20 protein-coding genes and 2 pseudogenes are annotated in these 23,986 nt (G+C 65.0%); 14 read left to right on the top strand and 8 right to left on the bottom strand.

Translation table 11 applies throughout. The features are described 5' to 3' along the window. Positions 1-126: 126 nt before the first annotated feature. Both FPZ47_RS18585 and FPZ47_RS18580 read right to left on the bottom strand, forming a co-directional pair. Positions 127-283 (bottom strand): annotated as a pseudogene (locus tag FPZ47_RS18585) (DUF5078 domain-containing protein); the annotation flags it as partial. Positions 284-528: 245 nt separating this feature from the next. After that, complete coding sequence (locus FPZ47_RS18580; RefSeq protein ID WP_007172204.1) at positions 529-1,170, bottom strand: TetR/AcrR family transcriptional regulator; 642 nt, start codon at positions 1,168-1,170, stop codon at positions 529-531. 804 nt (positions 1,171-1,974) lie between these two features. On the opposite strand from FPZ47_RS18580, the gene FPZ47_RS18575 reads away from it, so the two are divergent. Both FPZ47_RS18575 and FPZ47_RS18570 read left to right on the top strand, forming a co-directional pair. Beyond that, positions 1,975-5,061, top strand: a complete 3,087-nt coding sequence (locus FPZ47_RS18575; RefSeq protein WP_170320644.1) for an MMPL/RND family transporter — start codon at positions 1,975-1,977, stop codon at positions 5,059-5,061. Beyond that, the gene (locus tag FPZ47_RS18570; protein WP_042910691.1) at positions 5,058-5,954 is read left to right on the top strand and encodes an alpha/beta fold hydrolase; all 897 of its coding nucleotides are present in this window, start codon (positions 5,058-5,060) and stop codon (positions 5,952-5,954) included. Before FPZ47_RS18575 ends, FPZ47_RS18570 begins: the two co-directional genes overlap by 4 nt. A 114-nt stretch (positions 5,955-6,068) precedes the next feature. Here the strand turns inward: FPZ47_RS18570 and FPZ47_RS18565 are convergent, their stop codons facing one another. Beyond that, a complete protein-coding gene (locus FPZ47_RS18565) occupies positions 6,069-6,515 on the bottom strand; it encodes a DUF6188 family protein (protein WP_007172201.1) in 447 nt (148 codons plus the stop codon). A 75-nt stretch (positions 6,516-6,590) separates the two neighbouring features. Next, a complete protein-coding gene (locus tag FPZ47_RS18560) occupies positions 6,591-7,202 on the bottom strand; it encodes a TetR/AcrR family transcriptional regulator (protein ID WP_101930920.1) in 612 nt (203 codons plus the stop codon). A 428-nt stretch (positions 7,203-7,630) separates the two neighbouring features. Between FPZ47_RS18560 and FPZ47_RS18555 the strand changes: the two genes are divergently transcribed. Continuing rightward, entirely contained in the window at positions 7,631-8,230 is a 600-nt protein-coding gene (locus FPZ47_RS18555) for a TetR family transcriptional regulator (protein WP_033717415.1), read from the top strand. Positions 8,231-8,389: 159 nt separating this feature from the next. Here FPZ47_RS18555 and FPZ47_RS18550 read toward each other — a convergent pair whose 3' ends face one another. Then, complete coding sequence (locus FPZ47_RS18550) at positions 8,390-9,067, bottom strand: hypothetical protein (RefSeq protein ID WP_174814221.1); 678 nt, start codon at positions 9,065-9,067, stop codon at positions 8,390-8,392. Positions 9,068-9,351: 284 nt separating this feature from the next. On the opposite strand from FPZ47_RS18550, the gene FPZ47_RS18545 reads away from it, so the two are divergent. Together FPZ47_RS18545 and FPZ47_RS18540 are read left to right on the top strand one after the other, a co-directional pair. Next, a protein-coding gene (locus FPZ47_RS18545) for an IS3 family transposase (protein ID WP_087139632.1) occupies positions 9,352-10,499 on the top strand; the annotation gives its coding sequence in 2 pieces (ribosomal slippage) (positions 9,352-9,619 and positions 9,619-10,499; 1,149 coding nt in all). 34 nt (positions 10,500-10,533) lie between these two features. Continuing rightward, positions 10,534-11,784, top strand: coding sequence for an IS30 family transposase (locus tag FPZ47_RS18540; RefSeq protein ID WP_422119893.1), 1,251 nt, complete (start codon positions 10,534-10,536; stop codon positions 11,782-11,784). Here FPZ47_RS18540 and FPZ47_RS18535 read toward each other — a convergent pair whose 3' ends face one another. From FPZ47_RS18535 to FPZ47_RS29675, 3 genes and pseudogenes are all read right to left on the bottom strand, one after another. Beyond that, a complete protein-coding gene (locus FPZ47_RS18535; RefSeq protein WP_007172196.1) occupies positions 11,785-12,405 on the bottom strand; it encodes a hypothetical protein in 621 nt (206 codons plus the stop codon). Positions 12,406-13,253: 848 nt separating this feature from the next. Further along, positions 13,254-13,580: a helix-turn-helix domain-containing protein gene (locus FPZ47_RS18530; protein WP_007172195.1), complete on the bottom strand. Its 327-nt coding sequence runs from the start codon at positions 13,578-13,580 to the stop codon at positions 13,254-13,256. Next, positions 13,577-14,109: pseudogene (locus FPZ47_RS29675) on the bottom strand (tyrosine-type recombinase/integrase); the annotation flags it as partial. The pseudogene FPZ47_RS29675 and the gene FPZ47_RS18530, both read right to left, overlap by 4 nt. 135 nt (positions 14,110-14,244) lie before the next feature. Here FPZ47_RS29675 and FPZ47_RS29670 point away from each other — a divergent pair. From FPZ47_RS29670 to FPZ47_RS18485, 9 genes are all read left to right on the top strand, one after another. After that, positions 14,245-14,523 carry a hypothetical protein gene (locus tag FPZ47_RS29670; protein WP_007172191.1) on the top strand — a complete coding sequence of 93 codons (279 nt, stop codon included), beginning with the start codon at positions 14,245-14,247 and terminating at the stop codon, positions 14,521-14,523. Then, positions 14,492-15,424 carry a tyrosine-type recombinase/integrase gene (locus FPZ47_RS18520; protein ID WP_007172190.1) on the top strand — a complete coding sequence of 311 codons (933 nt, stop codon included), beginning with the start codon at positions 14,492-14,494 and terminating at the stop codon, positions 15,422-15,424. Before FPZ47_RS29670 ends, FPZ47_RS18520 begins: the two co-directional genes overlap by 32 nt. After that, complete coding sequence (locus FPZ47_RS18515; protein WP_007172189.1) at positions 15,421-16,644, top strand: hypothetical protein; 1,224 nt, start codon at positions 15,421-15,423, stop codon at positions 16,642-16,644. The genes FPZ47_RS18520 and FPZ47_RS18515 overlap by 4 nt, the downstream gene beginning before the upstream one ends. Then, on the top strand, positions 16,641-17,270 hold the full coding sequence (locus FPZ47_RS29665) for a hypothetical protein (protein WP_007172188.1): 630 nt from the start codon (positions 16,641-16,643) through the stop codon (positions 17,268-17,270). Before FPZ47_RS18515 ends, FPZ47_RS29665 begins: the two co-directional genes overlap by 4 nt. A gap of 89 nt (positions 17,271-17,359) precedes the next feature. Continuing rightward, positions 17,360-18,829, top strand: coding sequence for a tyrosine-type recombinase/integrase (locus FPZ47_RS18510; protein WP_162839945.1), 1,470 nt, complete (start codon positions 17,360-17,362; stop codon positions 18,827-18,829). Beyond that, positions 18,829-20,553: a hypothetical protein gene (locus FPZ47_RS18505; RefSeq protein WP_007172186.1), complete on the top strand. Its 1,725-nt coding sequence runs from the start codon at positions 18,829-18,831 to the stop codon at positions 20,551-20,553. Before FPZ47_RS18510 ends, FPZ47_RS18505 begins: the two co-directional genes overlap by 1 nt. Beyond that, the gene (locus tag FPZ47_RS18500; RefSeq protein ID WP_007172185.1) at positions 20,550-22,751 is read left to right on the top strand and encodes a site-specific integrase; all 2,202 of its coding nucleotides are present in this window, start codon (positions 20,550-20,552) and stop codon (positions 22,749-22,751) included. The genes FPZ47_RS18505 and FPZ47_RS18500 overlap by 4 nt, the downstream gene beginning before the upstream one ends. Further along, a complete protein-coding gene (locus tag FPZ47_RS18495; RefSeq protein WP_007172184.1) occupies positions 22,748-23,218 on the top strand; it encodes a hypothetical protein in 471 nt (156 codons plus the stop codon). Before FPZ47_RS18500 ends, FPZ47_RS18495 begins: the two co-directional genes overlap by 4 nt. Positions 23,219-23,442: 224 nt before the next feature. After that, on the top strand, positions 23,443-23,986 hold a 544-nt coding region (locus FPZ47_RS18485), incomplete at its 3' end, for a hypothetical protein (protein ID WP_057970371.1).

Below are 23,986 nucleotides of genomic sequence, written 5' to 3'. Positions count from 1 at the left end.
CTACCTGCTGCCCCGGCAAGATGACCCGCAGTCGGCGACCACCGACCGGTTCCCGGCGGCCTCACCGCACTACTAAGGCATTGCTGAGGTGCATGCAGTCCCGACCGCGGCGGGACTAGGGCGGGGTTAGCTCCAGTTCCAGACCGACATTTCCCCGGGGAAGGTAGTTGTTGCACACGTGGGTGGACTTGGCGACAACGCCCTTGTTGTTGCAGAAGATCTTCATGTGATTGGGCCACGCGAACCAAAGCGGATCGCCGTAGACAGCCTCGGAGAACACGCGAGTTTTGCAACATCCAACGCACCTTTCTCAATAGCGCCCGACGGTCGCTAAGACATCGACCTAAACGCCTACTTTCTGCTGCACCCCGCACCAGAAGACGCTTCGGCGACATAGGCCCGCTGGTGACGTTGGCGGTTGGTCTATAGGGAAACCATCAAAGACCTCACCGTCGAGCATGAAGTCCTGAAGTCTTGGAGGACAAAGTGAAGCGGCTGCTGCGGAAAGAGGGGTTTGCGGACGGTGGCCTACGATGCGGGCTCATCGGCCTTGCGGCGGTGCGCGGCGAGGAAGTCATCGACGATGCGCTCACAGTCTTGACGATCGATGGCACGCAGCCCGGTGAGTCGGGCAAACGCCACTGGCCCGACGAGTTGACACAGGATGAGCTCCGGGTCGAAATCGTCGAGGTCGGCGCGGGCTTCGGGGCTTTGCAACAGGGCATCGAATGGCTGGCGATACTGGTCGATGATCCGTGTGCGCAGCGCGTGCCGGTCGTGGGTTTCCTGGGTGCCGTTTGGTGTGCGGCCAAGCGCGACCCAGGCCAGGGTGGTGACGTGCAGCGGTGCCTCCTGGAACAGCGTGGCCTGTCGGCTCAACAGTTCGATGAGTTGGTCGCGCAACGATCCCGTCTCCGGTGCAGGGTGGACCTGCGGCAGCAGCCTTTCAAATGTGGCGGCAAGCAGTTGAGTGGAGCTGCTGAAGTGGCGATACAGGGTCGTGCGCGCGACTTTGGAGGCTTTGGTGACCGCGTCGATGGTGACGGCTTCGATGCCGCCGGCGCTCAGGAGTTTGGTGGCCGCATCCAATAGCCGGGTTCGTGAGCGCAACAGGCGCGGGTCGACGTCATCATCGTCGTCGACCGGGAATTCCAGGGTGTCGCGCTCCATGTAGTCACCGTAAACCTCGCGCGTAGCTGGCCGGCACCGAATCGCGGCTGCATCGGTCGATTGATTCGACCCCTAGACGGCTACGCTACTACTAGTAGCGTAGCGATACCACTAGTACACTTGTCTGTAGGGGTCTGTGGGGCGAAGGAGGACGCATGATCGGGCAGCGGGTCGGACGATCCCTGGTTGAGCAGCTTCAGGGCGCGGCCACCACAGGCCGGTTCGTGTGGCGGACGAACGAACTCTGCCGGCGGGCGCGAGGGGGAATCGCACAGACGGGCGGGGCTGGTCGGCGATGAATGTGCCGCTTGGGCTAACCAAGACGCATGTGTGGGCGCGGGGGGTTCGCGATTTCAGGCTGGTCCGCCGCGGTATCACTCGGCGCCTACACCGACAGCCGCCGGTTGATGACCGCGGCCGCGTTCGTCCCCGTCACTACCCTCCTCGCTCCTGCTCCTACTTGGACGACGAGTTGATGAACCGGGAAATGTATGACCACGTGCGCGACGAGCCGATCAGGTTGATCTCCCGGCTGGGATTTCGCCTGCGCCGTTCATGAAGCGGTCACTGTTTCGGGGTCGGTGCATCGTCATTGTCAAACCGCCTGTGCGCAAAGGGATCACGTGTCGCTGTACCGGACATGCTGGACCGTCGACGGCGCGTTGGTCACCGCCTGAAGCGGCTGGTTGCGCGGCGGCGATCAGAGAGCTTCGGACACCGGTGGCGGTTTCGCCGGGCAGGTAGAAGGGTACTGGTAGTACTGTTGCGATACCGTTGATTTCTTTCGAAGTAGCGGGGCGGGGGATGGCAGACAACGGGTGGGTCTCTTCGGGCGTGGCGACCTTGAGTCGCCCTGTTCGGGAGCGACTTCAAAAGGTTGCGGCCGGTGAGGGCGCGTACAGCGATCGGCTAGCGCGCTTGGCGGGTTTCAGTATCCGACATAAGGTGCTGATCATCGGCATGTGGGTGGTGAGCGCCGCTGCCCTGGCGGTGCTGTTCCCGCAGCTGGAAACCGTTGTTAGACAGCAGTCAGTGAATCTCATACCGCGCGATGCGCCATCGCTTCAGACGGTAGACCGCATGGGCGCGGCCTTCGGCGAGCAGGGATCCAAGACGACGATATTTGTCGCGATGGAGGATCCGGCGGGCCTGACTGCGCCGGTGCGCGGACGCTACAACGCGATGATTTCCCGGTTGCGTGCCGATTCGGAGCATGTGCGCTTGGTTCAAGACTTGTTGGCCGACCCAGTCACCGCAAGCCAGGCAGTCAGCCAAGACGGCAAAGCCTGGTATGTGCCGGTGGGAGTGGCCGGAACGCTGGGCGATCTCAAAGCTGCCGAATCGGTCCAGGCGGTCCGCACGATCGCCGCCCAGGCATTCAGCGGCTCACCCACCGATGTTCGCGTCACCGGGCCCCCGGCCACCTTCCGCGATCAAATCGCTTCGGCCGAAGAGGATTTGGTTGTCATCTCGGTCGCGACGGCAGGCCTGATCGCGATGATTTTGCTGGTCGTGTATCGGTCGGTGTTTACCGCGTTGCTGCCGCTGCTGGTCATCGGTGTGAGCCTGGCGGTGGGGCGCGGAGTGCTATCAGCGTTGGGTGAATCGGGCATGCCGGTGTCGCAGTTCACCATCGCCTTCATGACGGTGATCTTGCTGGGTGCTGGCACCGATTATTCGGTGTTCTTGATCAGTCGATATCACGAGCAGCGACGCCAAAACGTCCCGCCGGATCTGTCGGTGATCAACGCGACCGCCACCATCGGGCGCGTGATTTTGGCTTCGGCCGCCACCGTGGCGTTTGCGTTTCTGGCCATGGTGTTCGCGAAGTTGAGCGTGTTCGCCGCGTTGGGTCCCGCGTGCGCAATCGCCGTCTTTGTCGGATTTGCGGCCACGGTGACTTTATTTCCCCCGGTGTTGGCGCTGGCGGCCAAACGCGGCATCGGTGAACCCAAGGCCGACCGCACACGCCGCTACTGGAACTGGATCGCCGTGGCCGTGGTGCGTCGACCCGTTCCACTGCTGGTCGCCAGTCTGGCCCTGGTGCTAGGCCTGGCGGCCGTCGCGCTGACTATGCACATCAGCTACGACGATCGCCAAGGACAGCCGGCGACCACCGCCAGCAATGAGGGGTATCACCTGCTGGACCGCCACTTTCGCAAGGACGTCATCATCACCGAATTCATGCTGGTTGAATCGCCCACTGATATGCGCACCAGCAAGGCCCTGGCCGACCTGGATGAAATGGCGTCTCGGGTCTCGCAACTGCCTGGTGTCACCAAGGTCTCCGGTGTCACCCGGCCCACGGGCGCACGCCTGGACCAGGCTCAACTGTCGTGGCAAAACGGCCAGATCGGTAACAAGATGGCCGGCGCGGTCGCCAAGGGAGACGCCCATAAGGATGACCTGGCCAAACTCACCCACGGCGCCGACCAACTCGCCGGCGGTCTCGCGCAACTGGACACCACCTTGCGCACCGCGTTGACACCGTTGACCGGGATCCTCACCCAGGCCCAATCCAGTGGATCCCAAGTCCAGCGGTTCCGTCCGCTGCTACAGCAGCTTTCGGCTACCGCCCCGGCCGTCGACCAAGCCATCCGAACCGGTCCGGGACTGCGCCAGCAAGCCGACCAAGCCCAAAACGCAATCGCCGCCATCGACCCGCTCGTTGCTGCGCTCAACACCTCCCCATGGTGTGCGACCACACCGGAATGCGCCCAACTCCGCGACCAGGTGCAGATCCTGGTGACCCTGCGCCATACCGGCTTCTTCAACCAGCTCGCCAACCTCGGCGACCTTTACCAGCCCGGCAGCGACACCGCGGCCGGCACCGTGGCCGACGTCCAAAACGCAATCACGTCGCTGGACAAGGCTTTCGGAGCACTCGGCGACCCCGCCGACCTGGCCGGCAACATCCGCCGCCTCCAAAGCGGCATCAGCCAACTCGCCTCCGGCGCACAGGCCCTCGCCACCGGCGTGCACACCCTGGCCGACAGCAACATCGAAATGCTGTCGGGCATGAGCCAAATCGCCACCCAACTGCAGAATTCCGCACGAACCACCGCCGGCTCAGACAACGCCAGCGGCTTCTACCTTCCCACCAATGCCTTCGAGAACCGCCAATTCGCCGACGTCGCAAAGCACTTCCTGTCACCTGATGGCAAGACCGCGCGTTTCGCCATCGAATCCAGTTACGACCCCTACAGCAGCGACGCGATGAACCTCGCCCACAAAATCACCGAGATCGCCGATGCCGCACGACCCAACACCTCGCTGGCCAACGCCACGGTGTCGATGGCCGGATTCCCCGCCGTCAACTCCGACATCCAACGCCTGCTCGCCGCCGACTTTCATCAGCTGGCCTTTGCGACCCTCGTCATCGTCGGCCTCATCTTGGTCGTATTGCTGCGCGCCCTGGTCGCCCCGCTCTACCTGTTGGGTACCGTCGTGCTCAACTACGGCGCCGCGCTCGGACTGGGAACCCTCGTCTTTCAATATGGCCTCGGCAAGGAAATCGCCTGGCCCGTACCGCTTCTAGCGTTCATCATCCTGGTGGCCGTCGGCGCCGACTACAACATGCTGCTCATCTCGCGACTACGCGAAGAATCGACCCACAACATTCGCGTCGGCGTCCTGCGAACCGTCGCAAACACCGGCTCAGTCATCACTTCGGCCGGGCTCATCTTCGCCGCCAGCATGTTCGGCCTGATCGTCGGCTCCATCGCGATCATGATCCAAGCCGGATTCATCATTGGCTGCGGCCTACTTCTGGATACCTTCGTCGTTCGCACCCTCACCGTTCCCGCGATCGCCACACTGCTGCGCGAAGCGAGCTGGTGGCCGCAACGGAAACCCCTGACTCACAACGGCCGACCACATCGGACCACATGACAATTAGCCAGGAGCGCATCCGCACCAGCGACGGGATCACTCTCGTGGCCGACTGCTACCAGCACGCCGCGACTCGCCCCGTCGTGCTGCTCCTCCATGGCGGCGGTCAGAACCGTCACGCGTGGGCCACCACCGCTCGTCGACTCCATTCCCACGGCTACACCGTCGTCGCCTACGACACACGAGGTCACGGCGACAGCGACTGGGACCCGATCGGACAATACGACGTCGAACGGTTCGTATCCGATCTGATCTCGGTACGAGGACACGTCAGCGCCGACAGTCCCCCCGCCGTCGTCGGCGCGTCGCTGGGTGGGCTGATCATCCTCGCTACCCATCTGCTGGCCCCACCCGACCTCTGGGCAGCCGTTGTCCTGGTCGACATCACCCCGCGGATCGAATTTCATGGAGCCCGTCGCGTCGTGTCATTCATGGCCGCCCACCCCGACGGATTCGGCTCACTCAATGACGCCGCCGACATCATCGCCGAATACAACCCCCGGCGCGCGCGACCCGAAAATCTCGACGGCCTGCACAAGGTCCTGCGGCAACGTAGCGACGGACGATGGATCTGGCGCTGGGACCCAGCGTTCATCAGCTCCAACTTCGATGTCCTGCAAGGCAATCTCATGACAGGCAGCGAGGAGTTCGACGCCATCAGCGGATTTCTCGCCGAAGGAGCACGTCGAATCACGGCCCCAACGCTGTTAGTACGCGGCGCACTGTCAGACGTAGTCTCCCAGGAAACCGTCAACGAATTCCTCCAGCTCGTCCCGCACGCCGAAACGACGGACGTCACCGGCACCGGTCACATGGTTGCCGGCGACAACAACGACGCGTTTACCGCCGCGGTCACCGACTTCCTCGACCGCACCACAAGGACCCCGACGTAAGCATCCAGCGAACCTGCACCCGCCCCGGCTGACACGTCGGACACCCATCGAGATGGCTCGATCTATCGTTCGCACGCCTTCGGCGCTTGTGCCGTCCTGTCGCCAGGCGCGCGGCTACTGATGCGCCATGGCCACTGATTGTGTTGCGTCTAAGTCATTCTCGTCAACAGGAAGGTCGTGCCGAATCACCCGGACTCGACCCCGCGGCAGACACGCCATGTAGCCGTGGCACTTCCCATAGAGCTCCCACGAAGTCGCCGCCGCATCCGGGTCGACATCGATGCGGTGGCCGCGGGAGAAACACAGATGCAGCGCACCGTCGTCGTCGCACCAGGCACGCGTGCAGATCGCTCCGGCCAGGTCCAACAGTGGCCGCTCCTCGGCCGAAAGATTGATAGGGTCGATCAACACTTCTTCCTCAGGCCAGCCTGCTGCCGGAGGGAGGGTCAGCCGCATCGGTCGGGAAATCACCAGCTGGTTGTGATCGTCCAGGTCGACTACCAGCCCTTCGTGCAGCGAGACTCGTTGCACGGTGCACTGCTCGATCCATTGCGTGTACATAACCACTCCCTTCGACGCACCAGCGAGTCGCCTACCTATGCTACCGCTAGTAGCGCACCGATACTATTAGTATTGCTATGCGCTCTTGCTCGCGTTCCACGCAGCAAGAATGCGCTGCAGACCTCGATCAATGCGCTCGCGCGCCTCCGCTGCTGTCGCCCGTCCGACGACGAAAGCCATTAGATTGGCCAGCCAGATATCTGCGATGACTCCGGCGATCTGTCGCTCGCAAGCTCCCTGCGTCGGCCCACCAACCGTGCGCGCCAGCATGCTTTCGACGACGTCGGCGGCGTGTTGCACTGTCAAGGCTTCGTCTGTGCCCGCCATAACGAATGCCCGAACCACGGCCTCGGTGAGCTGCAGGTTTTGCTGCCACTCGTCGTGGAGCCGCGCTGTCAACGATCCCAGTCCGTCACTCGGGGAAGCGGCGCACGTGCTCCAGTCGCGTTCCTGATTCACCCGCTCGAACTCACGGGCGAGCAGCGTCACCAGCAGGTCGGTCTTCGACGCGAAATGGTCATACAGTGACCCGACAGTGATGCCAGCTTGCTTGGCCACCGTCTTGAGACGCACGGCCTTGAAACCGCCCGCCGTTGCGACCGCTCGGGCAGCATCGAGGATTGCGGTGCTGCCCCCGGTACCGGTCTCGGAATCTGGCGCCGCGCGGAACGGTACGTCAACCGACACTACGACTTCACTTCGGGGATAGACCTTTCGACGAGGAGGTGGCGGGATGACATTCCTCAAATCCCCCTTCGGGGAAGACGATGTCTTTGCAGACCGTTGGATATGCGTGCAGCCGCAAGCGCAACTGCAAGAGCCGCGAGTGCGGTAAACGGGGCTAGCACGAGCGTACTGGTGACACAGCCATGAGTGGGTACTGAAGCTGTGCCGTCCAGACCGCGGTGCGAAACGCGGACCCGATCGGCGGACGCTTCCGGGCGCACTCGGCAGCGAATACTCATGCGGGTAGCCGCAATTCCCCACGCAACCCACGGCACCCGACGCTGCGACACCGGCAAGGAAATACCCCCAGTACTTTCGGTTTCGCTACGCTACTGTTCGTACCATAGCTCATAATGCAGTTGGAATGTCACATTGACGAAGGTGATGGCATGCCGTCAGCAAACATCCGCTCGTTACGGGACCGACGCCGCGCCGAGTTGATCTCCGAGATCCAGAACACCGCACACCAGCTTTTCGCCGAACGCGGATTCGCTGCCGTGACAACCGAGGACATCGCGGCCGCGGCCGGAATCTCGATCAGTACCTACTTCCGCTACGCACCCACCAAGGAAGACCTGCTTGTCGCACCCGTCCGGCAAACGGTCGCCGAAATCGTTGCGTCCTACCGCGCCCAGCCGTCCGATGCATCAGCAACCGAAACTCTGATGCGTCTGCTTATCGAAACCGCTTGGGACAAAGCAAATCAGAATCTGCAATACTGGCGAGAAGCCATCCGGACCGCCCCCCACCTACTGGGCGAATCGGCGCTGATCAGCGAGAACGATAACCACCGGCTCATCGAACTGGTCGCTACGCATATGGACGTCGACGCGGTGACCGACATCCGCCCCTCGCTGCTGGTCCACACGGGTTTGGCCACTGCACAATTCATACTTCGGCGCTGGCTTAGCACGGACACCAAAACGAGTCCACCGCTCCACATTCAACTGGAACAAGCCTTGAGAATCACACTAGCCGGATTCGACTAATCGCGGACCGCGATGAACCATCGCGCTCGGCGGCAGCCGCGGCCGTTGCCACGTCCACAGCCCGGAGGACCCGGCCGGTAACCCGAAACCCCACACCATATTTGTAACGGCAACCACCGGTGATCAAATGGGCTAACCCTAGTGGGGCAGGCGCAATTGCTAGGTAGAGCCCGCTTTTCGGGTGGCAAGATACTGATTCCAGTCGCGTTTGGCATATGCCGCCCAGCGGGTCGCGGTGACGATATCGATGGCGAGTAGGTCGGCCAGAACTGCGCCCGGTAACTCGGCTGCCATTGTGATGAGGCCGGTGTTGCGACCGCCTCGGATTGTCAGGCCGCTATGTTTGAGTCGCTTGCCGAACACGCCCGAGTTGACTGGGCGGTCTGGTGTTCGTCCGGGAAACAGGAGCCGGTCCGGTGTTGAGGGTTCGGGCAGGGTCGAGCGCCGGGTTGGACGCGGCAGTTGTGCGAGCAGTTGGGCGAGCTTAGGAGGCAGCACCATTTCGTGGTCGCGCAGGGTGAGGTAGGTGTGGCCGTCCTGGGTGTGTATCTGGTTCTGTCGTAACCCGAGTACTCGCATGGTGGTGATTCCGTACAGCAGGATGAGCGCACCACTGGCGCGCACATCGATGTCAATGGTGTTGTCGTTGAGGCATCGGCGGAGTTGCTCGAGGTGCGTGGCTTCGTCGATGAACACCGAGGGCGGGCTGGGTCGGTTGGCCGGCGCGGAGGCGCCGTGGGTGATGCGACGCTGAGTTGTCCAGTGCAGGAAGGGCCGGATCTCTCGGTGTCGCCAGGTGCCGTGGGCCAACCAGTTGTCGATGTCTGCTTGGTCCATGGTGGCGAGGGTGCGTCCCCGGGTCTCGAGCCAAGCGAGGAATTCCAGTGCGACGCACACCTGGCGGCGAATGCGTGCTGCCCCGGTGTCGGCGTCGTCTGAAAACTGACCCCGTGTCCCCGGGTGGTTTCTAGGGGCGGTCGCAACACTTCTCTAGGTTCTGGAGGTTGTGTTGTCATCGTCGCGTCGCGTGAAAAAAGGCCCGTGGCGTGTTCCCGCTGAATGAGTCCGTCAAGTTTTAGAGTCCTGTGGCCCGATGGTGGGCTGGAAGGGACGATGAACAGATGGCTGGTCGGAAGCGGCATTCCGCTGAGGACATCGTGCGCAAGCTGCGCCGAGCAGACGAGCTGGCTGCCGAGGGCAGGACCGGTGAGGAGATCGCCGCCGAGATCGGGGTGTCGGCGGCGACGCTGTACAACTGGCGGCGCGCCTACGGCGGAATGGACACCGATGCCGCGAAGGAACTCAAGGAGCTGCGCGAGCAGAACGGCCGGCTCAAGCGGCTGCTGGCCGACGCGGAGCTGGAGAAGGACGCGCTACGCGAGGTGGCCAAGGGAAAATTCTGAGCCCAGCTGCCAAGCGCCGCGCCGTGGACATGCTCAAGGACACGTTGAGCATGTCGGAACGGTTGGCTTGCAGAGCAGTTGGGCTTGCTCGTTCCACCTACCGGCGACTGCCGATGGCGACCACGCTGGCCGACCCCGACGCCGACCTGCGGGCCTGGCTGCGCGCCTACGCCACCAAACACCCGTGCCACGGATTCCGGCGTGCATGGGCGGCGTTGCGGCACGACGAGGGCCGGGTGATCAACGTGAAGAAGGTGCACCGGCTGTGGTGCGCCGAGGGACTGCAGCGGCGGGTTCACAGTCCGCGTAAGCGGGCCGGGACGTCCTCGGCGCCCCCGGAGGTGATCGCCGATGCCCCGAAGGTGGTGTGGGCTATGGACTTCCAGTTCGACTCCACCACTGACGGCAAGGCCGTCAAGATCGCGTCGATGGTCGACGAACACACCCGGGAGTCCCTGCTGCATCTGGTGGAACGGTCGATCACCGCCGAGCGGCTCGTCGCCGAACTGGAGAAGGTGTTCGCCACCGCAGGCGGGCCGCCGAAGGTGCTGCGGATGGACAACGGTCCTGAGTTGGTTTCTCAAGCGCTGCAACGGTTCTGCGAGAACAAGGTCGGAATGTCCTACATCCCGCCCGGCACTCCGTGGAACAACGGGTACATCGAATCGTTCAACAACCGACTACGGAAGGAGTGTCTCAACCGCAACCACTGGAGCACCCTGTTCGAGGCCCGGGTGGTGATCGGCGACTTCAAGCACGAGCACAACACACGGCACCGGCATTCGGCCCTGGGCTACCGCACACCGGCCGAGTACGCTGCGGCCTGCACGCATGACCACTACGCCATGGCCTGCGAGATCAACTGAATCCAGAACTACGACAACCTGGCTCTACAACCGGGTGGACTCAATATCGGGGACTCGCCACCCGGGCCGACGGCCACAGTCCGCCAAGCGTGAGCGATTTACGGAGCTGCGCGCCCGGGGCTGGTCCATCTTGGCGGCGGGTCGTGAAGTCGGTGTGTCCCGTACCGCAGCAAACAATTGGGCAAGGGGGTACAAAACCTATCGGCGTGGCGAGGCCGTGGGATTCGTGCCCGCACTCGATCGTTTGGCTGTGCGCCAGATCAGCGATCGCTATCTATCCGAAGAGGAGCGGATCGGCATCGCCGATCTGCGCCGCACGGGCATGGGTGTTCGGCAGATCGCCACCACGCTTGGCCGGGCACCATCGACCGTATCGAGGGAGTTGCGCCGCAACAGCCGCCGCGACGGCCAGTACCGGCCGTTTGAAGCCCACCGCTGGGCGGTTCAGCGCAGAGCGCGTCGTCACCAGCGGCGGGTCGACAAGAATCCCGCCCTGTGTGACCTGATCGCCGAGCTCCTCGCTCAACGGTGGAGCCCGCAGCAGATCGCCCGACACTTGCGGCGCGAATACCCCGAGGACCGATTGATGTGGTTGTGCCACGAAAGCATCTACCGGGCTGTGTACCAACCCCATTCGCGCTTGATACGGCCGCCACAGGTCAGGTCGTCACACCGGGGTCCGTTGCGCACTGGCAGGACCCATCGCCGCGCGCACCAGCGGCCGGGTCGGCGGCGTCCGAGGTTCGCCCAGCCGATGTTGTCGATCCATCAGCGGCCATTCGCTCCCGCCGACCGCAGCCAGCCGGGGCATTGGGAAGGTGACCTCATCGTCGGCAAGAACCAGCGCTCGGCGATCGGGACCCTGGTCGAGCGCCAGACCCGCCTGATTCGGCTGATGCACCTTCCCACCCGTGACGCCGACTCCCTGCGTATCGCGATCGCCACGACCATGGGTGGCCTGCCATCGAACTTGATCCGATCGATCACCTGGGATCAGGGCATCGAAATGGCCCGACACACCGACATCACCGCAGACCTCGGCGTGCCGGTCTACTTTTGCGACTCCCGCTCGCCGTGGCAGCGCGGCAGCAACGAGAACGCGAACGGGCTGCTACGCCAATATTTCCCCAAGGGCACCAGCCTAAGCACCTACACACCCGACCATCTGCGCGCTGTCGAATACGAGATCAATAACCGCCCCCGCCACACCCTCGAAGACCGCAGTCCCGCCGAACTTTTCACCGCGCTGCTAACCTCACCAGACCATCAACTGTTGCGACGTTGACTAGAAGCCACCCCGCCGTTGACACCCGGGATTGCTTAGTGGTTGTTTGGCTCGGCGGGCTCGGTGCAGGAGGTACCAGATGGTGTAGCTGCGGACCAGCCGTGCGTGTTCGGCGGGATAGTTGGCTAGGTGGCGATCCACCCATGGCTCGATACGTTCGAGGTATTCGTTACGCGGCGTCAATACTGCTGTGCGAACGAGGATTTCACGTACGTAGTTGACATGCCCACCGGGTGGGAGCTGATCGAGTGCGTGGTGAGTGATGGTCTGTCCGGTGCGCGCCAGATTCATGAGGAGCTCCGCGGCGGCGCTCTTGCCGAGCCAGACGGCGACGCTGCGTGGATCATTGGCGTTGGCAAGAGCGTCCGCCAGTGGCTTCAGTTGCGCCGGTATCTGGCCATCCGGCCCGGCTAAGGCGTTGTGCAGTAATTCGGCGGTGTGGCAGCGGCTACATCGATTATGCGCGCGAATACCCGGTTGACCGCAATTGGCGCAGCGGTAGTCGAGCGTGGAGCCAGAACATGGCCCGCAGATTTGGCGCTCGTCGGGGTCAAATCCGATCAGCACCGCCTGCTGGCCGCACGCCGCGCATGGTGACGGGTACATCTTCGCCTTGCGCACGCACGGTGTGCAGACAGGCCCCGCTGGCCAATGGCGGGCTACAACGCGCCGTTGTCGGCAGAACGCGCAGGTGGATTTCGAGTGTGGTGAACGTATCCCGGAATAGGTCCTCGTTGTGATGGCGCGGCAGGTGCCGCACAAGTGCGGGCCGAGGACGCTGCTGCTTTGGCGGCGCCGGGTGGCTCCGCATAATCCGCATACCCACACGGTGCTGGCTTTGGCGTAGCAGTTCGTGCAGATGCGTCCTTCCGATGCCACGTACGGGGCGCGGCGCCGTTGTCCGCATCCCGAGCAGGTGTATAGGCGCGGTGGCGCGCACGTGGGACACAGCACGCCGCCGTCGACGAGTCGACGTGCCCGGGGACGGAGGCGTCCGCAGATGCTACATTCCTTGCGCGACAACGGGTCGCGGCTGTAACAGTTCGTGCACACGGGTCCGTCGGGAAGATTGACGCGTCTGCTGACAGAGGTCTTTGCGCATCGCGCGCACGTGAACGATCGATCGAGATCTCTGCAGCGACCACAAATGCGGCCGGTCGGACCGATCGCGGTCAGAGACACGCGCTGTTGACAATTCGTACAGGCCGGCGGCTTCACCGACGCGTGGCCATCAGCCACCAGTACGTGCGTCAAGCGCATAAGCCCCCGCGGGCAGGACGCGTCCGGGTTGAGCACTCCGTCGCCATGAGCGGCCAGGTACGCGTCGACCTGATTGAGCGTTTTCGGCCGGTCGACACGAGCAGCTTTCAGGAGGCGGTCGGCATCTGCAAGCGATAGGTCGCCAAGAGCGCGGACTACGTGAGCGCGGACTCGATCCCACGCGTCGGGCCTGAAGTTCGCCGATCCTCTCATGAGCTGCGGTCAGGTCGACGCACAGTCGTGCGCCGCACCTTCGGCACCTCCCGCGGTGAGTCCCCGGCCGCCTTCTTCACCGATTGATTGACGGCTTCGATTTCGATCAGGTCGTTGGGCGAGCATTCCAAGATGTCGCACAACGCTGCCAGCACGTCCATTGAGAGCCGTTGGGGAGGCGCAGTGACCAGGCGAAACACTTGCTCTCGCGACAGGACCACGCCACGTTCGGCCAACAGCGGAACCAGATCAGTCGTCTGGTACAGCTCCCGTTGCGCCATCAGCGCCCGCAGCCGCCACTGATAACCCATCTTCTTGATCACGGTTGATCCTCCCCGACGGCAATGCCGCGTTTGGTGAGCGCTTCACGGAGCAAACGGTTGCGGTACTCGTCAGACGTGGCTATAGATCGACGTGGTGCTCGCATAGGAATGTCCGACTTGGTCTTGCACGAAGCGCTCCGGGTAATCGAATTCGGTCAGGTGTGTGACGTAGGGTCTGGCGCAGCGAATGCAGGTCCAGCTCCTGCGGCAACCCCGCGGCGTCACGCGCAGCCACAAAGGCCTCGTTCGCGGCGCGTCTGGAGAGACGGCCGCAACGTTCGGTGACCCATAACGCCGGATGCCGGCCCGCTCGAAAGCATGGACGAACCTCCTCCAGGTAGGACTCGAAAACCTGGACAATCCAGTCCATTTCCGGCACCGTCAGCACGACGCGTCGCTTCGGCGAACTACCGCGGGACGCTTTTCCGAATCGGACGAATACGCCGCCAAAACGCCCGTAGGACGGTAGCTTTGGATTCGATCTCAGATCCACCAGGTCTAGCCCCACCGCCTCTTGGCGCCGCAAGCCTTCTCCGGGGGTCTGCGACCTGTTGCATGACGTCGCTCGTAGTGGGTGATCTGGTGGGCGGTGCGGCGTTTCTCCGTGGGTGTGGTGCTCGTGGCTGGTAGTCGTTTCTGACTGTCGACTTGAAAGCGAGGGCCCATGCGAGCGTTTCCGGTGAGTTTGCCGTCCGGGCAACGGTATTGGACGGTGCTGGATGAGGATCTGCAGGTAGTCGGCATCGCCGATGAGTATCTGCGGCATCAGCGGTTCGGCCGCGACGGCGCGGAATCCACGACGAAGGCGTATGCACACGCGATCGCGTTGTTCCTGCGCTGGTGCGCCAGGACGGGCCGGTCCTGGCAGGCCGGTGTCGAGCAGTTCGCGTTGTTCATGACGTGGCTGGCCCATGCCGGACCGCTGGCCAGCGGGCGTCGATGACGTCGCTTCGGGAGTGGTGTTGGCCGGTCCGGGGGCCGCCCCGGCGCGGGGCCCATCGCGGATCAACGGGGTGCTCACCGCGGTGCGGGGGATGGTGGTGCACGCGGTCGCGACCGGCAACGGCTCGGCGGGTTTGGTGTCGATGCTGTACGAGGTGGCCGATGACCGAGACCTGCCGGCGGAAGCCCGCAACGACGATGGCCACCTGGCATGGCGGATGCGGGCCCGGCACCGGTTGCGGGAACCGGAAACGACGATCGATCGGGCCAGCGATGAGCAGATCGTCGCGCTGCTGCGGGCCTGCCGGTCCACGCGGGACAAGCTGATCGTGCTGCTGATGGCCAGGGGCGGGCTGCGTCGGGGCGAGGTGTGCGGGCTGCGGCGCAGTGATGTGCACCTGCTGGTGGATTCGCGCCGGTTGGGATGCGAGGTCGCTCGGGCGCATCTGCATGTGGTGCGCCGAGACGACAACCCGAACGGGGCGTGGGCCAAATCGCGCCGACAGCGGGTGGTGCCGCTGGATTTCCTTGTCGTGCAAGCATTCGACGTCTACGAGTTCGAGCGCATGCGAGTTCCGGCCGCGGCGGGTAGTGATTTCGTGTTCGTCAACCTGTTCCGCGGCCGCGTCGGCGCGCCGATGCGGCCCGACGCGATCGGCGAGCTGATGGCAGCGGTCTCCCGCCGGGCCGGATTGGACACCCCGGTCCGCCCGCACCAGCTGCGACACGCCTACGGCAGCAACGTCGTCGACGCCGGGGCCGGTATCGACGTGGTCGCTGATTTGCTCGGACACGCGGCTGTCTCCTCGTCCCAGATCTACCTGCATCCGGACGCATCTCGACTGCGGGCCGCGGTGGACGCGGTGCCCAGCCCCCGCGAACAGACCGGAGCGAGCCGGTGACCGCCGTGACGTCGGCCAGGACGATCCCGGGCGATGAGGAATCCTGCAAGTTCGCGCATGTGTTGGACGGGGCCGCCCTGAGTGGCGCGGCCACGCACCTGGCCAGGGCGCTGGACCAAGGACTGCTTGACGAGGCCGGATGGGATCCGGTGACCCGGGTGCTGTACTTGCCCGCGCAGCATCGGCTGCTCGGCCGGAAGGTGTGCCGGGTGGAACGATGCGTCGGAACCGTCCACAACGACGCCCCCGAGATCTGCCACCGATGTTTCACCAGGCTGACCGGCATGGGCATGAGCGTCGAGGACATCGCCGCTGCCGAAAGCCTGCCCGCCGCACCGGTTCCCGCGGAACGCTGCGCCGTCCCGCAGTGCCGGTGCACGCCGACGGTGCGGGACGCGGTGATGTGTGAACCGCACGCCCAACAGTTCCGGGGCAGGCGCATCCCGATCTCGCTGGAACAGTTCGTGAGCGATCCGCGAGTGCGGCCAAGGCCGCCGCTGCCGGCATGCCTGGTGCCGGCGTGCACCCGCACGGCCGACGGCGCGATCGGCTACTGCACGACCCACTATCAGCGATGGAGCGTGGACCAGCAAGAGCATGCCGAACTCGATGAACAGTGGTGGCGGGTCCGGGAATCGGGCGTGGCCGAGCCGGGGCAGGTCAACCTGCGGGCGCTGCCTTCCCTGGTAGTTGTGGAAGTGCTGACGGGCTTGCAGACCCGTGTTAGGGATGGCTTGCGGCTCACCGACGTTGTGCTGCGAGCGGTCTGCGACACGCTGCGTCGCCACCAGGTCGGCTCGATCCACGACTGCGATCCGGGCCTGGCTCCCGGCAAGCGTGCACGCTCGGTGCTGGCCTCGTTCGCCCGCGACGCCCGCCGCGTGTTGGCCGATCCGGGTGTCGAGCAGGATAAGGACCGCTGGGATCTGGCGATCTTCGGTACCCCGGCACGCTGTCGTTCACCAAGATCACCCAGCCCTGGCTGGCCGGGGCCGCGAAGCGGTGGGCTGCCGAGCAACTGCCCCAGCACCGCGGCAGCGGCGCCTCTCGCGTTCGCGGCAAGATCAACAGCATCGGGCTGCTGTCCGAGCACTTGCATCGCCGACCCGATCACGGGCTTGACCCGACCGCGCTGGGCCGGACCGACTTGGAGGGATTCCTCAACCGGCTCGGCCATCTGGAGTTCACCGGCCAGATCGGTCGCTACCGCCGCAACATGATCTGCCGTGACATGCGGCAGGTGTTGGCCGGGATCCGATCCCTGGGGCTGACGAGAACCGGACGGCCGGCGGCCGGGTTGCCCGGCGACTGCGCCATCGAACGCGCCGACATCCCCGCCGACCCCGAACGCGGCGAGCCCGGCCGATGCCTGCCACCGGAGATCATGGCCGTCCTGTGCGCCAACCTCGACTCCCTCGAACCCGTCGAGGTCAGGGTCGCCACCCAGATCGGCATCGACACCGGCCGCCGCCCCGAGGACATCCTCAATCTGCCGCTGGATTGCCTGGCCCGCGACAAAGACGGCGGCGACGTACTGGTCTACGACAACATCAAAGCCAACCGGCTCGGCCGACGGCTGCCGATCAGCACGGCCACCGCCGCGGTGATCACCGGCCAACAACAACGAATCCGTCAACGCTTCCCCCACACCCTGGCCGCGAAGCTGAAGCTGCTGCCCACGCCCTATCGAAATCCCGACGGGCACAAGGCAATCAGCAGAACCACCCTGCAGGCGCGCCACCGCGACTGGGTGGCCGACCTGCCGACACTGCGCACCCGCGATGGAGTCGAGTTTGACATGACCAAGATCGTGCCCTACGCCTACCGGCACATTGTCCCCGCTTAGTTCCCGTGTTGCGATTGGCCTGAAAGGCCCGGGCGTGCTCGGCGTTTCTGCTTTGGTGAGGCCGTGTGGTGTTTGTATGGTCTCCAGTCGTGATCTTGAGCTTTTTCTCGTCGCAGGGCTGGCAGTCCTGGGGTGTCGAGCACCGGCCGGTGATCCCAGAGGGGATGCCGGTGCTGATCGATGACGACTTGCTGTTCGAGGACGGCCCGGCCGTGCCGCGGCCGACGACGGTGATCAATCGGTGGTTGCGGCTGCTTCCGGCCAGCGGGGCTCCGGCGCCGAGTTCGTGGGAGAACTACGCGCGGGCGGTCAAGGAATGGACGGAATTCCTCGCCGAACACGGTGTGGGCCTGTTCGATTCGCGAGACCGGCTCAAGGCAGGGCTGAGCCGATACGCCGAGCACCGCGCCGCCGGAGCAATCCGGGCGAGATTCGCGGCGACCACGTGGGCGCAGCACATGAGCATCCTGTCGCTGTTCTACCGGTGGGCGATGGACGAGGGATACGCCGAGGCGGAGCCGTTCACCTACCGATCCGCGCGAGCGGTCTTCGCCGGCACCGGCCGCGATGTCCGGGTGAACTTGGCGGTGCGCCGCACCCCGAAACCGCATGTGACCATCAAGTATTTGGAGCCGGACTTCACCGACCTGTTCCGGAAGGGGTTGCGCGGTTTGGCGCCGGATGGCACCCGCGACACCGGGTTCGCGGGCCGGGAGATGACCCGCAACGCCGCGATCGGGGACCTCGCGCTGGCGACCGGGTTGCGGCTGGGCGAGTTCACACATCTGCTGCCGTGGGAAATCCCGGCTCTGCCGCCGGCGCCGACGGTGATCCCGATCCCGTTTCCGGTGCCTGCGGGAATCACCAAGGGCCGCAAGTTCAGAACCACCTGGATCTCCTACGACGCCTTGGCCGGGCTGCACGACTACCTGCAGCTCGACCGCGCTGCCGTCACCGACGGATCGGCCTGGCGGCCACCACGACGCCGGGGCGAACCGCTGCAGGTCACCGAACCGGACGCCCGTGGCGGCCGGATCAACGGCGTCCGCCGGTCCTGGGAGTCGCTCACCCCGGCCGAGCGACGGCGGCTGGTGGCACCCGAGGGCGGGTCGTGCCTGCTAGCGGTGAAGGGTGATGGTGGCCCGTTCACGGCGTGGGCGACGGTGTTCGAACGCACCTCCGACCGGATCCGCGCACGGTTCGAACCACGGTTCCCGCACGTCCACCCGCACCGACTCCGCCACTCGTTCTCGATGCAGACGCTGGAATATCTGGTGACCGGCTATTACCGACAGGCAGCGAAGCTGGTATGCGACACCGACGCCGACGCAGCGCTGGTGTTCTACCTGACCAAGGCCGACCCGCTGCTGGTGCTGCGCGATTTGCTCGGGCATTCCACGGTTCTGACGACCGAGAAATACCTGAAACGTCTTGATACGACGCGGATTTACCGGCAAGCCTACGAAACCGCCGGAGCCGCAGCGGGACTCACCGAGGATACCGCCGCACAGCGGGAAGCCGACGCCGAGTTCGACGACGACACCGAAGAGGAGCTGTGATGCCGACGACGGTGCTCGATGATCCGCTGCGTTTGGCCTGCGTGTTCAGCGACGGCAGCAGAGCTGCATTCGATCTCACGGGGTTGCCGAACCCCGGGTTGGTGCGTGATCTGGCCACCGGGTTGGTGGAGCTGATCCATCCTCACGGCAGCGTCGATACTGCTGGCACCGTCGACCAGTACGTGCGTGGGTTGCACAGGATGGTGCGAACACTTTCTGATCAGGGTTTCACCGGCGGTGTCGGCGATCTGCGGCGCGGACAGCTGGCGCAGTTCTGGATGGCGGGCCCGAACTGGCTGGAGGCGCTGACTCGGTACTTGGTGGAAGGTTATGCGCGATCCGGCGGCCGTCTCGGCGAGGGGGTGCTGGAGCTGGCCGCAGGGCGGCACTTCAACATTCAGCGCAATCGGCGCCCGTTGCCGCCCTATTCCGAGGGCGCATGGCAGCGGCTGACCATGGCCTGCCGACAGCAGGTCGACGACTCCTACGCGGCACATCGGCGCGCGCTGGCGTCCGCCGCCGGAGGGCGGCATCCGGGCACGGGTGCGTGGACTCATCAGAACTTCTGCTGGCTGTTGTCGACACTCGGCCCGCTTGGCAGCAGCGAAGCTGCTGAGGAAATTGGCATGTCCATCAACGTTTTCCGTCATCGAGGAGTCATCGCTGTCTTCCACGAGGCTGCGCTGGCGATGTTCCCGCATCTCGAGGTCGTGATCGCCTACCGGCTGCTGTTCGGGATCTATTCCGGCATCGTCCCCGACGGCATCGCCGACTTGGACATCGGGGACATCGACTGGGCCGGGGATTCGACTGTTCTGCTGTCCTATATCAAACGGCGCACCGCCGCCGAGAGCGCGACGTTGCCGCGGCCGGCGGTGCGGTTGCTCGAGCAGTGGCTGGCGCACTCGGCGCTGTTGCGCAGCTTCGTGCCGCCGGACGAGCGCACCACGCTGTGGTTGGGGATGAGCCAGCCCGGCTACTCCCGCCGCCTCGATGACGTGAACCGGTCCGCGATTGGCCGGTGGATGCGCCGCCATGGCATCGTCGGCGACGACGGTCAGCCGATGAAACTGCACCGGTCCCGCATCCGCACCACCCATCACGCGATGCGGGACAAGAAGTCCTGGACCGGGAATGCGCGCGCCACGATCGACCCGAACCACACGCCCGCGGTCGAGGGTGACCACTACCTGTCGGCGACGACTCCCGGTCAACGCCACGCCGTCGAGACGATCATCGCCGACGCCCAGCACGACATCCTCCGCCGCGCGCACCCTCCGGCCGTGATCACCGAGGAAGACGCGGCGGCGCTCGCCGAGGGTTACCCGCAGCTGCTGGCGGTGATGAAGCTCGACGAAGGCGTGCTCGCCGAGCTGGTCGGTGGCGCGCGGGATGTGTTCACCGCAGCCTGCGCCGATCAGCTGGCCGGGTTACACGGGCCGGCAGGCAAACCATGCCCGGCACGTCCCTGGGTCTGCCTGCTCTGCCCGCTGGCGGTGTTCGCTCCGCGGCACGCAGTGAACCTGCTGCGGCTCAAGGCATTCTTCTCGCGCCAGTGGCAGCAGATGCCCGCCGCCCACTTCATGACCGTCTTCGGCCCCTACGCCGCCCGGATCGACCAGATCCTCGACCGCTTCGACCCCGCCGAACTCGCTGTCGCAGCCGCACGCGTCACCGACAGCGACGACGAAATCCCCTTGCGCCCAGAGGAACGCACCGCATGACGAGCACAATCGCGACCGCAGCACCCGGCGTTCAACCACGGTCGCCGTTCACCGGCGCGGACATCTGCCGCGACGCCGGGCTCACGCTGCCGGGCGGCACGCCACGACCGGTATTCGACGACGACCTGTGGGATTTCACCGACGTGGTCGGGCTCCCGGTCCAAATGGCCCTTTACCGACGCCGATTCGACTTCACCACCATCACCGACACCCGCTGGCGGCTGGTCGCCAAGGAGCTGATCCTGGCGCTGCTGGCCCCGAATCACAATGCCGTGGTCCGTCTGCCACGCGCCTACCGCACCCCACTGCATCTGACCAGCTGCTACAGCCGCCTCTACGAGGCCGGCAAGTTCTTCGGCTGGCTCGATCAGCGGGGCATCACTGCCCTCACCGAGCTCGACACCCACCTCTGCGAGGAATACCTGGCGTTCCGACGCTACGTGATCGACCCCGACGGCGTCATCGTTGGCGAGCAGAGCCCAGGCGTCCGGCGCGCAGCCGCGCAGATGATCGTCGATCTGGTCGACTACCGTGACCTGTTCACCGCCGACCGGGTTCCGGCCGATCTGCGCCCCTGGGGCGGCGCAACAGCATCCGCGGTCGCCGAAATGCCTTCTGGTCGCGACGGAAACAAGACACCTGCCGTTCCTGCCGAAGTGCTGCAGCCGATGCTGGCCGCGGCCCTGCACCTGGTGCAGATCCTCGGCCCGCACGTTGTCGAGCTGAACGAGCAGATCCGCAAGATCGACCGTGTCTGGGCTACCGGAGCCCCCGGGCTTCGTCACGGCTCCCCGGCGATGGTCAGCGACATCACGATGCTGCTGGCCGACCACAGGGCGACCGACACACCGCTGCCGATGCTCGAAGAACACGACGTCAACCGCAGACTCAAGGCTGGCTGGGACGCGAACGACCCGCTGCTGCCGGTCTCCACCGGGACCCTGGCGCGGCAGGCCGGATACGTCCAGTTCTGGGCGAAATGGATGCCCACACTGCGCAAACCGCTGATCGACACCCTCAACACCGTCGGAGTCGAGAAGATCTTCGGCCGCAACGCCGCCGAAGTCCCGGCCGCCGATGGTGCGACCTTGCTGCCTTGGACACTGCCAGTGCACCGGTCCGAAGCGGTCGCCATGGTCGGCATCGCCCGCACCGCAGCGATCGTTGTCCTGGCTGGCGCGTCCGGAATGCGGGCCAGTGAGCTGATGGAACTGCGGGTCGGCTGCCGCCGGGTCGAGGAACCGATCTCCGGCCTGAAGTGCTATCGCATCGCCAGCAAAATCATCAAAGGTCAGGGCCTCGGCGGCACCGACGACGAATGGGTCGTCATCGAACCGGTCCACCGCGCGATCGAACTCATCGAGCAGCTCCACGACGACCCGCGTGACGGTGTTCTCCTGCTGTCCCGGTTCAGCTTCCGAGTCCGCTACCTCTGGTTCCGCGCCTGGGTGAATTCCCCGGCCGGAGCCCGTCTCGGACTCGTCCCGATCCCCGACGAACCAGTAGCACTGCGTATGCTCAGAAGAACGGTTGCCCTGGAGATGGCTTACCGGCCTGGCGGTGTCCTCGCCGCAAAACTGCACCTCAAACATATCGCCGCGGCGACAACGGAAGGCTACGCGGCTCGACCGGGCGGCGCTCAAGCAGAGTTGCTGGCCGAGGTCAACAAGCTCGAGGCCGACCACATACTCAAGCTCGTGCTGGCCGAGTTCCGCAACTACCAGCAAGGCATCCTGCCCGCCGGACCCGGCGCCCGCAGCCTGACCGAATTCTTCGCCACCATCGACACCGACCCGAACACCAAAGCCACTGCGGCGCCGAAGATCCAGCGCAACGACCGCGACATCCTCAACCTGCTGTCCAAACGCGCCACGGCGCTGCACCTCGGCCCAGCGAACTACTGCTGGTTCACCGACCCCTCCCGCGCGCTCTGCCTGAAACTTGCAGGCACCCTGACCGCGGACCGGCCGATGATCGGCATGTGTGACTCCGCACGCTGCCCGCAGGCCACCCACCACCAGCACCACCGGCCCGTCTGGGCCGAGCACGCCGAACGCACCAAAACCTTCCTCGGCCAACTCGGCAAAACCCGAACCGCCGAACGCGCTCGTCTGCAGGCCGACTACGACCGCGCCGTCCAGGTCATCACCAGCATCGACACTGCCACAGGAACCAGCGCACCCGAGGAACAGGCATGAGAATCACTGCCGCCCAACGCATCCACAACGAGAACCGCATCCGCGCCGCCATGGACCGGCTTCTGCGCGGCGAGATCTCACCCGGCGGCAACTGCGATATCAAGACCCTCGCACTATCAGCCGGGGTCGACCGCACCGCCTTCTACGGCACCCGGCCCTACGCACACCTACGCGCCGAATTCGAGCACCGCCTCCAGCAGCTTCAGCAGGCCGGAGAAACCCCGGACCCGAAAACCGCACAGATCGAACGCCTCAAGACGGAGGTCGAGAAGCTGAAAAACAACCTCGCCCACGTCAACTCGACAATCCAGGAGCTCACCAACTTCCGAAGCCAGGCCCTGGCCCGGATCGCTGCCCAGCACGACGAGATCCTTCGGCTCCGCACGGCCAACGACCCGGCGGCAGGCATCACCCGCCTCGCGTCGAATCGCCCGAAATACCAGCAGAGGGTAATGGGACCATGCTGACCGACCCGGCAGTGACGTCCATCACAATCGGTTTCGCGTTATCGCCACACGAACGGCGATCAGCGTCACGAACTCCACGCCGAGAATCGGCCACGTCAAACGCAACACGAACCCGACCGCACACAGCCACTGCGGAGACAAGCCATTCCTACGCCCAACGCCACGCCGACGCCGGCATCCCGATCGACGTCCTGGCCGAACTGCTCGATCACCGAAGCTATTCGGTGACCCGCCGCTACTACCGCATCGGCGAGGACCGCCGCCGCGACGCCGTCGACACGGTCACCACGCTCAGCTTCGACCGGCACGGCAACCGGATCTGGCGTGACGCACACGCCCTGCTGGACTCCGAGCGCGCCCGCCACGCCATCGGCGAGGTCGCCGTCCCCGACGGCACCTGCACCGAACCAACCAACGTCAAGGCCGGCGGCGGTGCCTGCCCGATCCGATTCCGCTGCGTCGGCTGCGATCACTTCCGCACCAACATCGCCTTCCTGCCCGACCTGCAGGCATACCTGGACGACCTGCTGCGCACCCGCGAACGGCTGGCCGCCACCATCGACGGAGTGGACGAATGGGCCCGCGCCGACGCCACCCCCACCGAGGAGGAGATCACCCGAATCCGGCGACTGATCAACAGGATCAAAGGCGACATCGCCGAACTCGACGACACGGAGCGAGCGCAGATCAACGACGCGGTCGCCATCGTGCGTCGTCATCGTGCGGCCCACACGGTCCCGCTCGGCATGCCCACCCTCGCCGCCACCC

The organism is Mycobacterium helveticum (assembly GCF_007714205.1).
GTDB classification, from domain to species: Bacteria; Actinomycetota; Actinomycetes; order Mycobacteriales; family Mycobacteriaceae; genus Mycobacterium; species Mycobacterium helveticum.
This window is presented reverse-complemented; position numbering and strand designations above follow the sequence as displayed.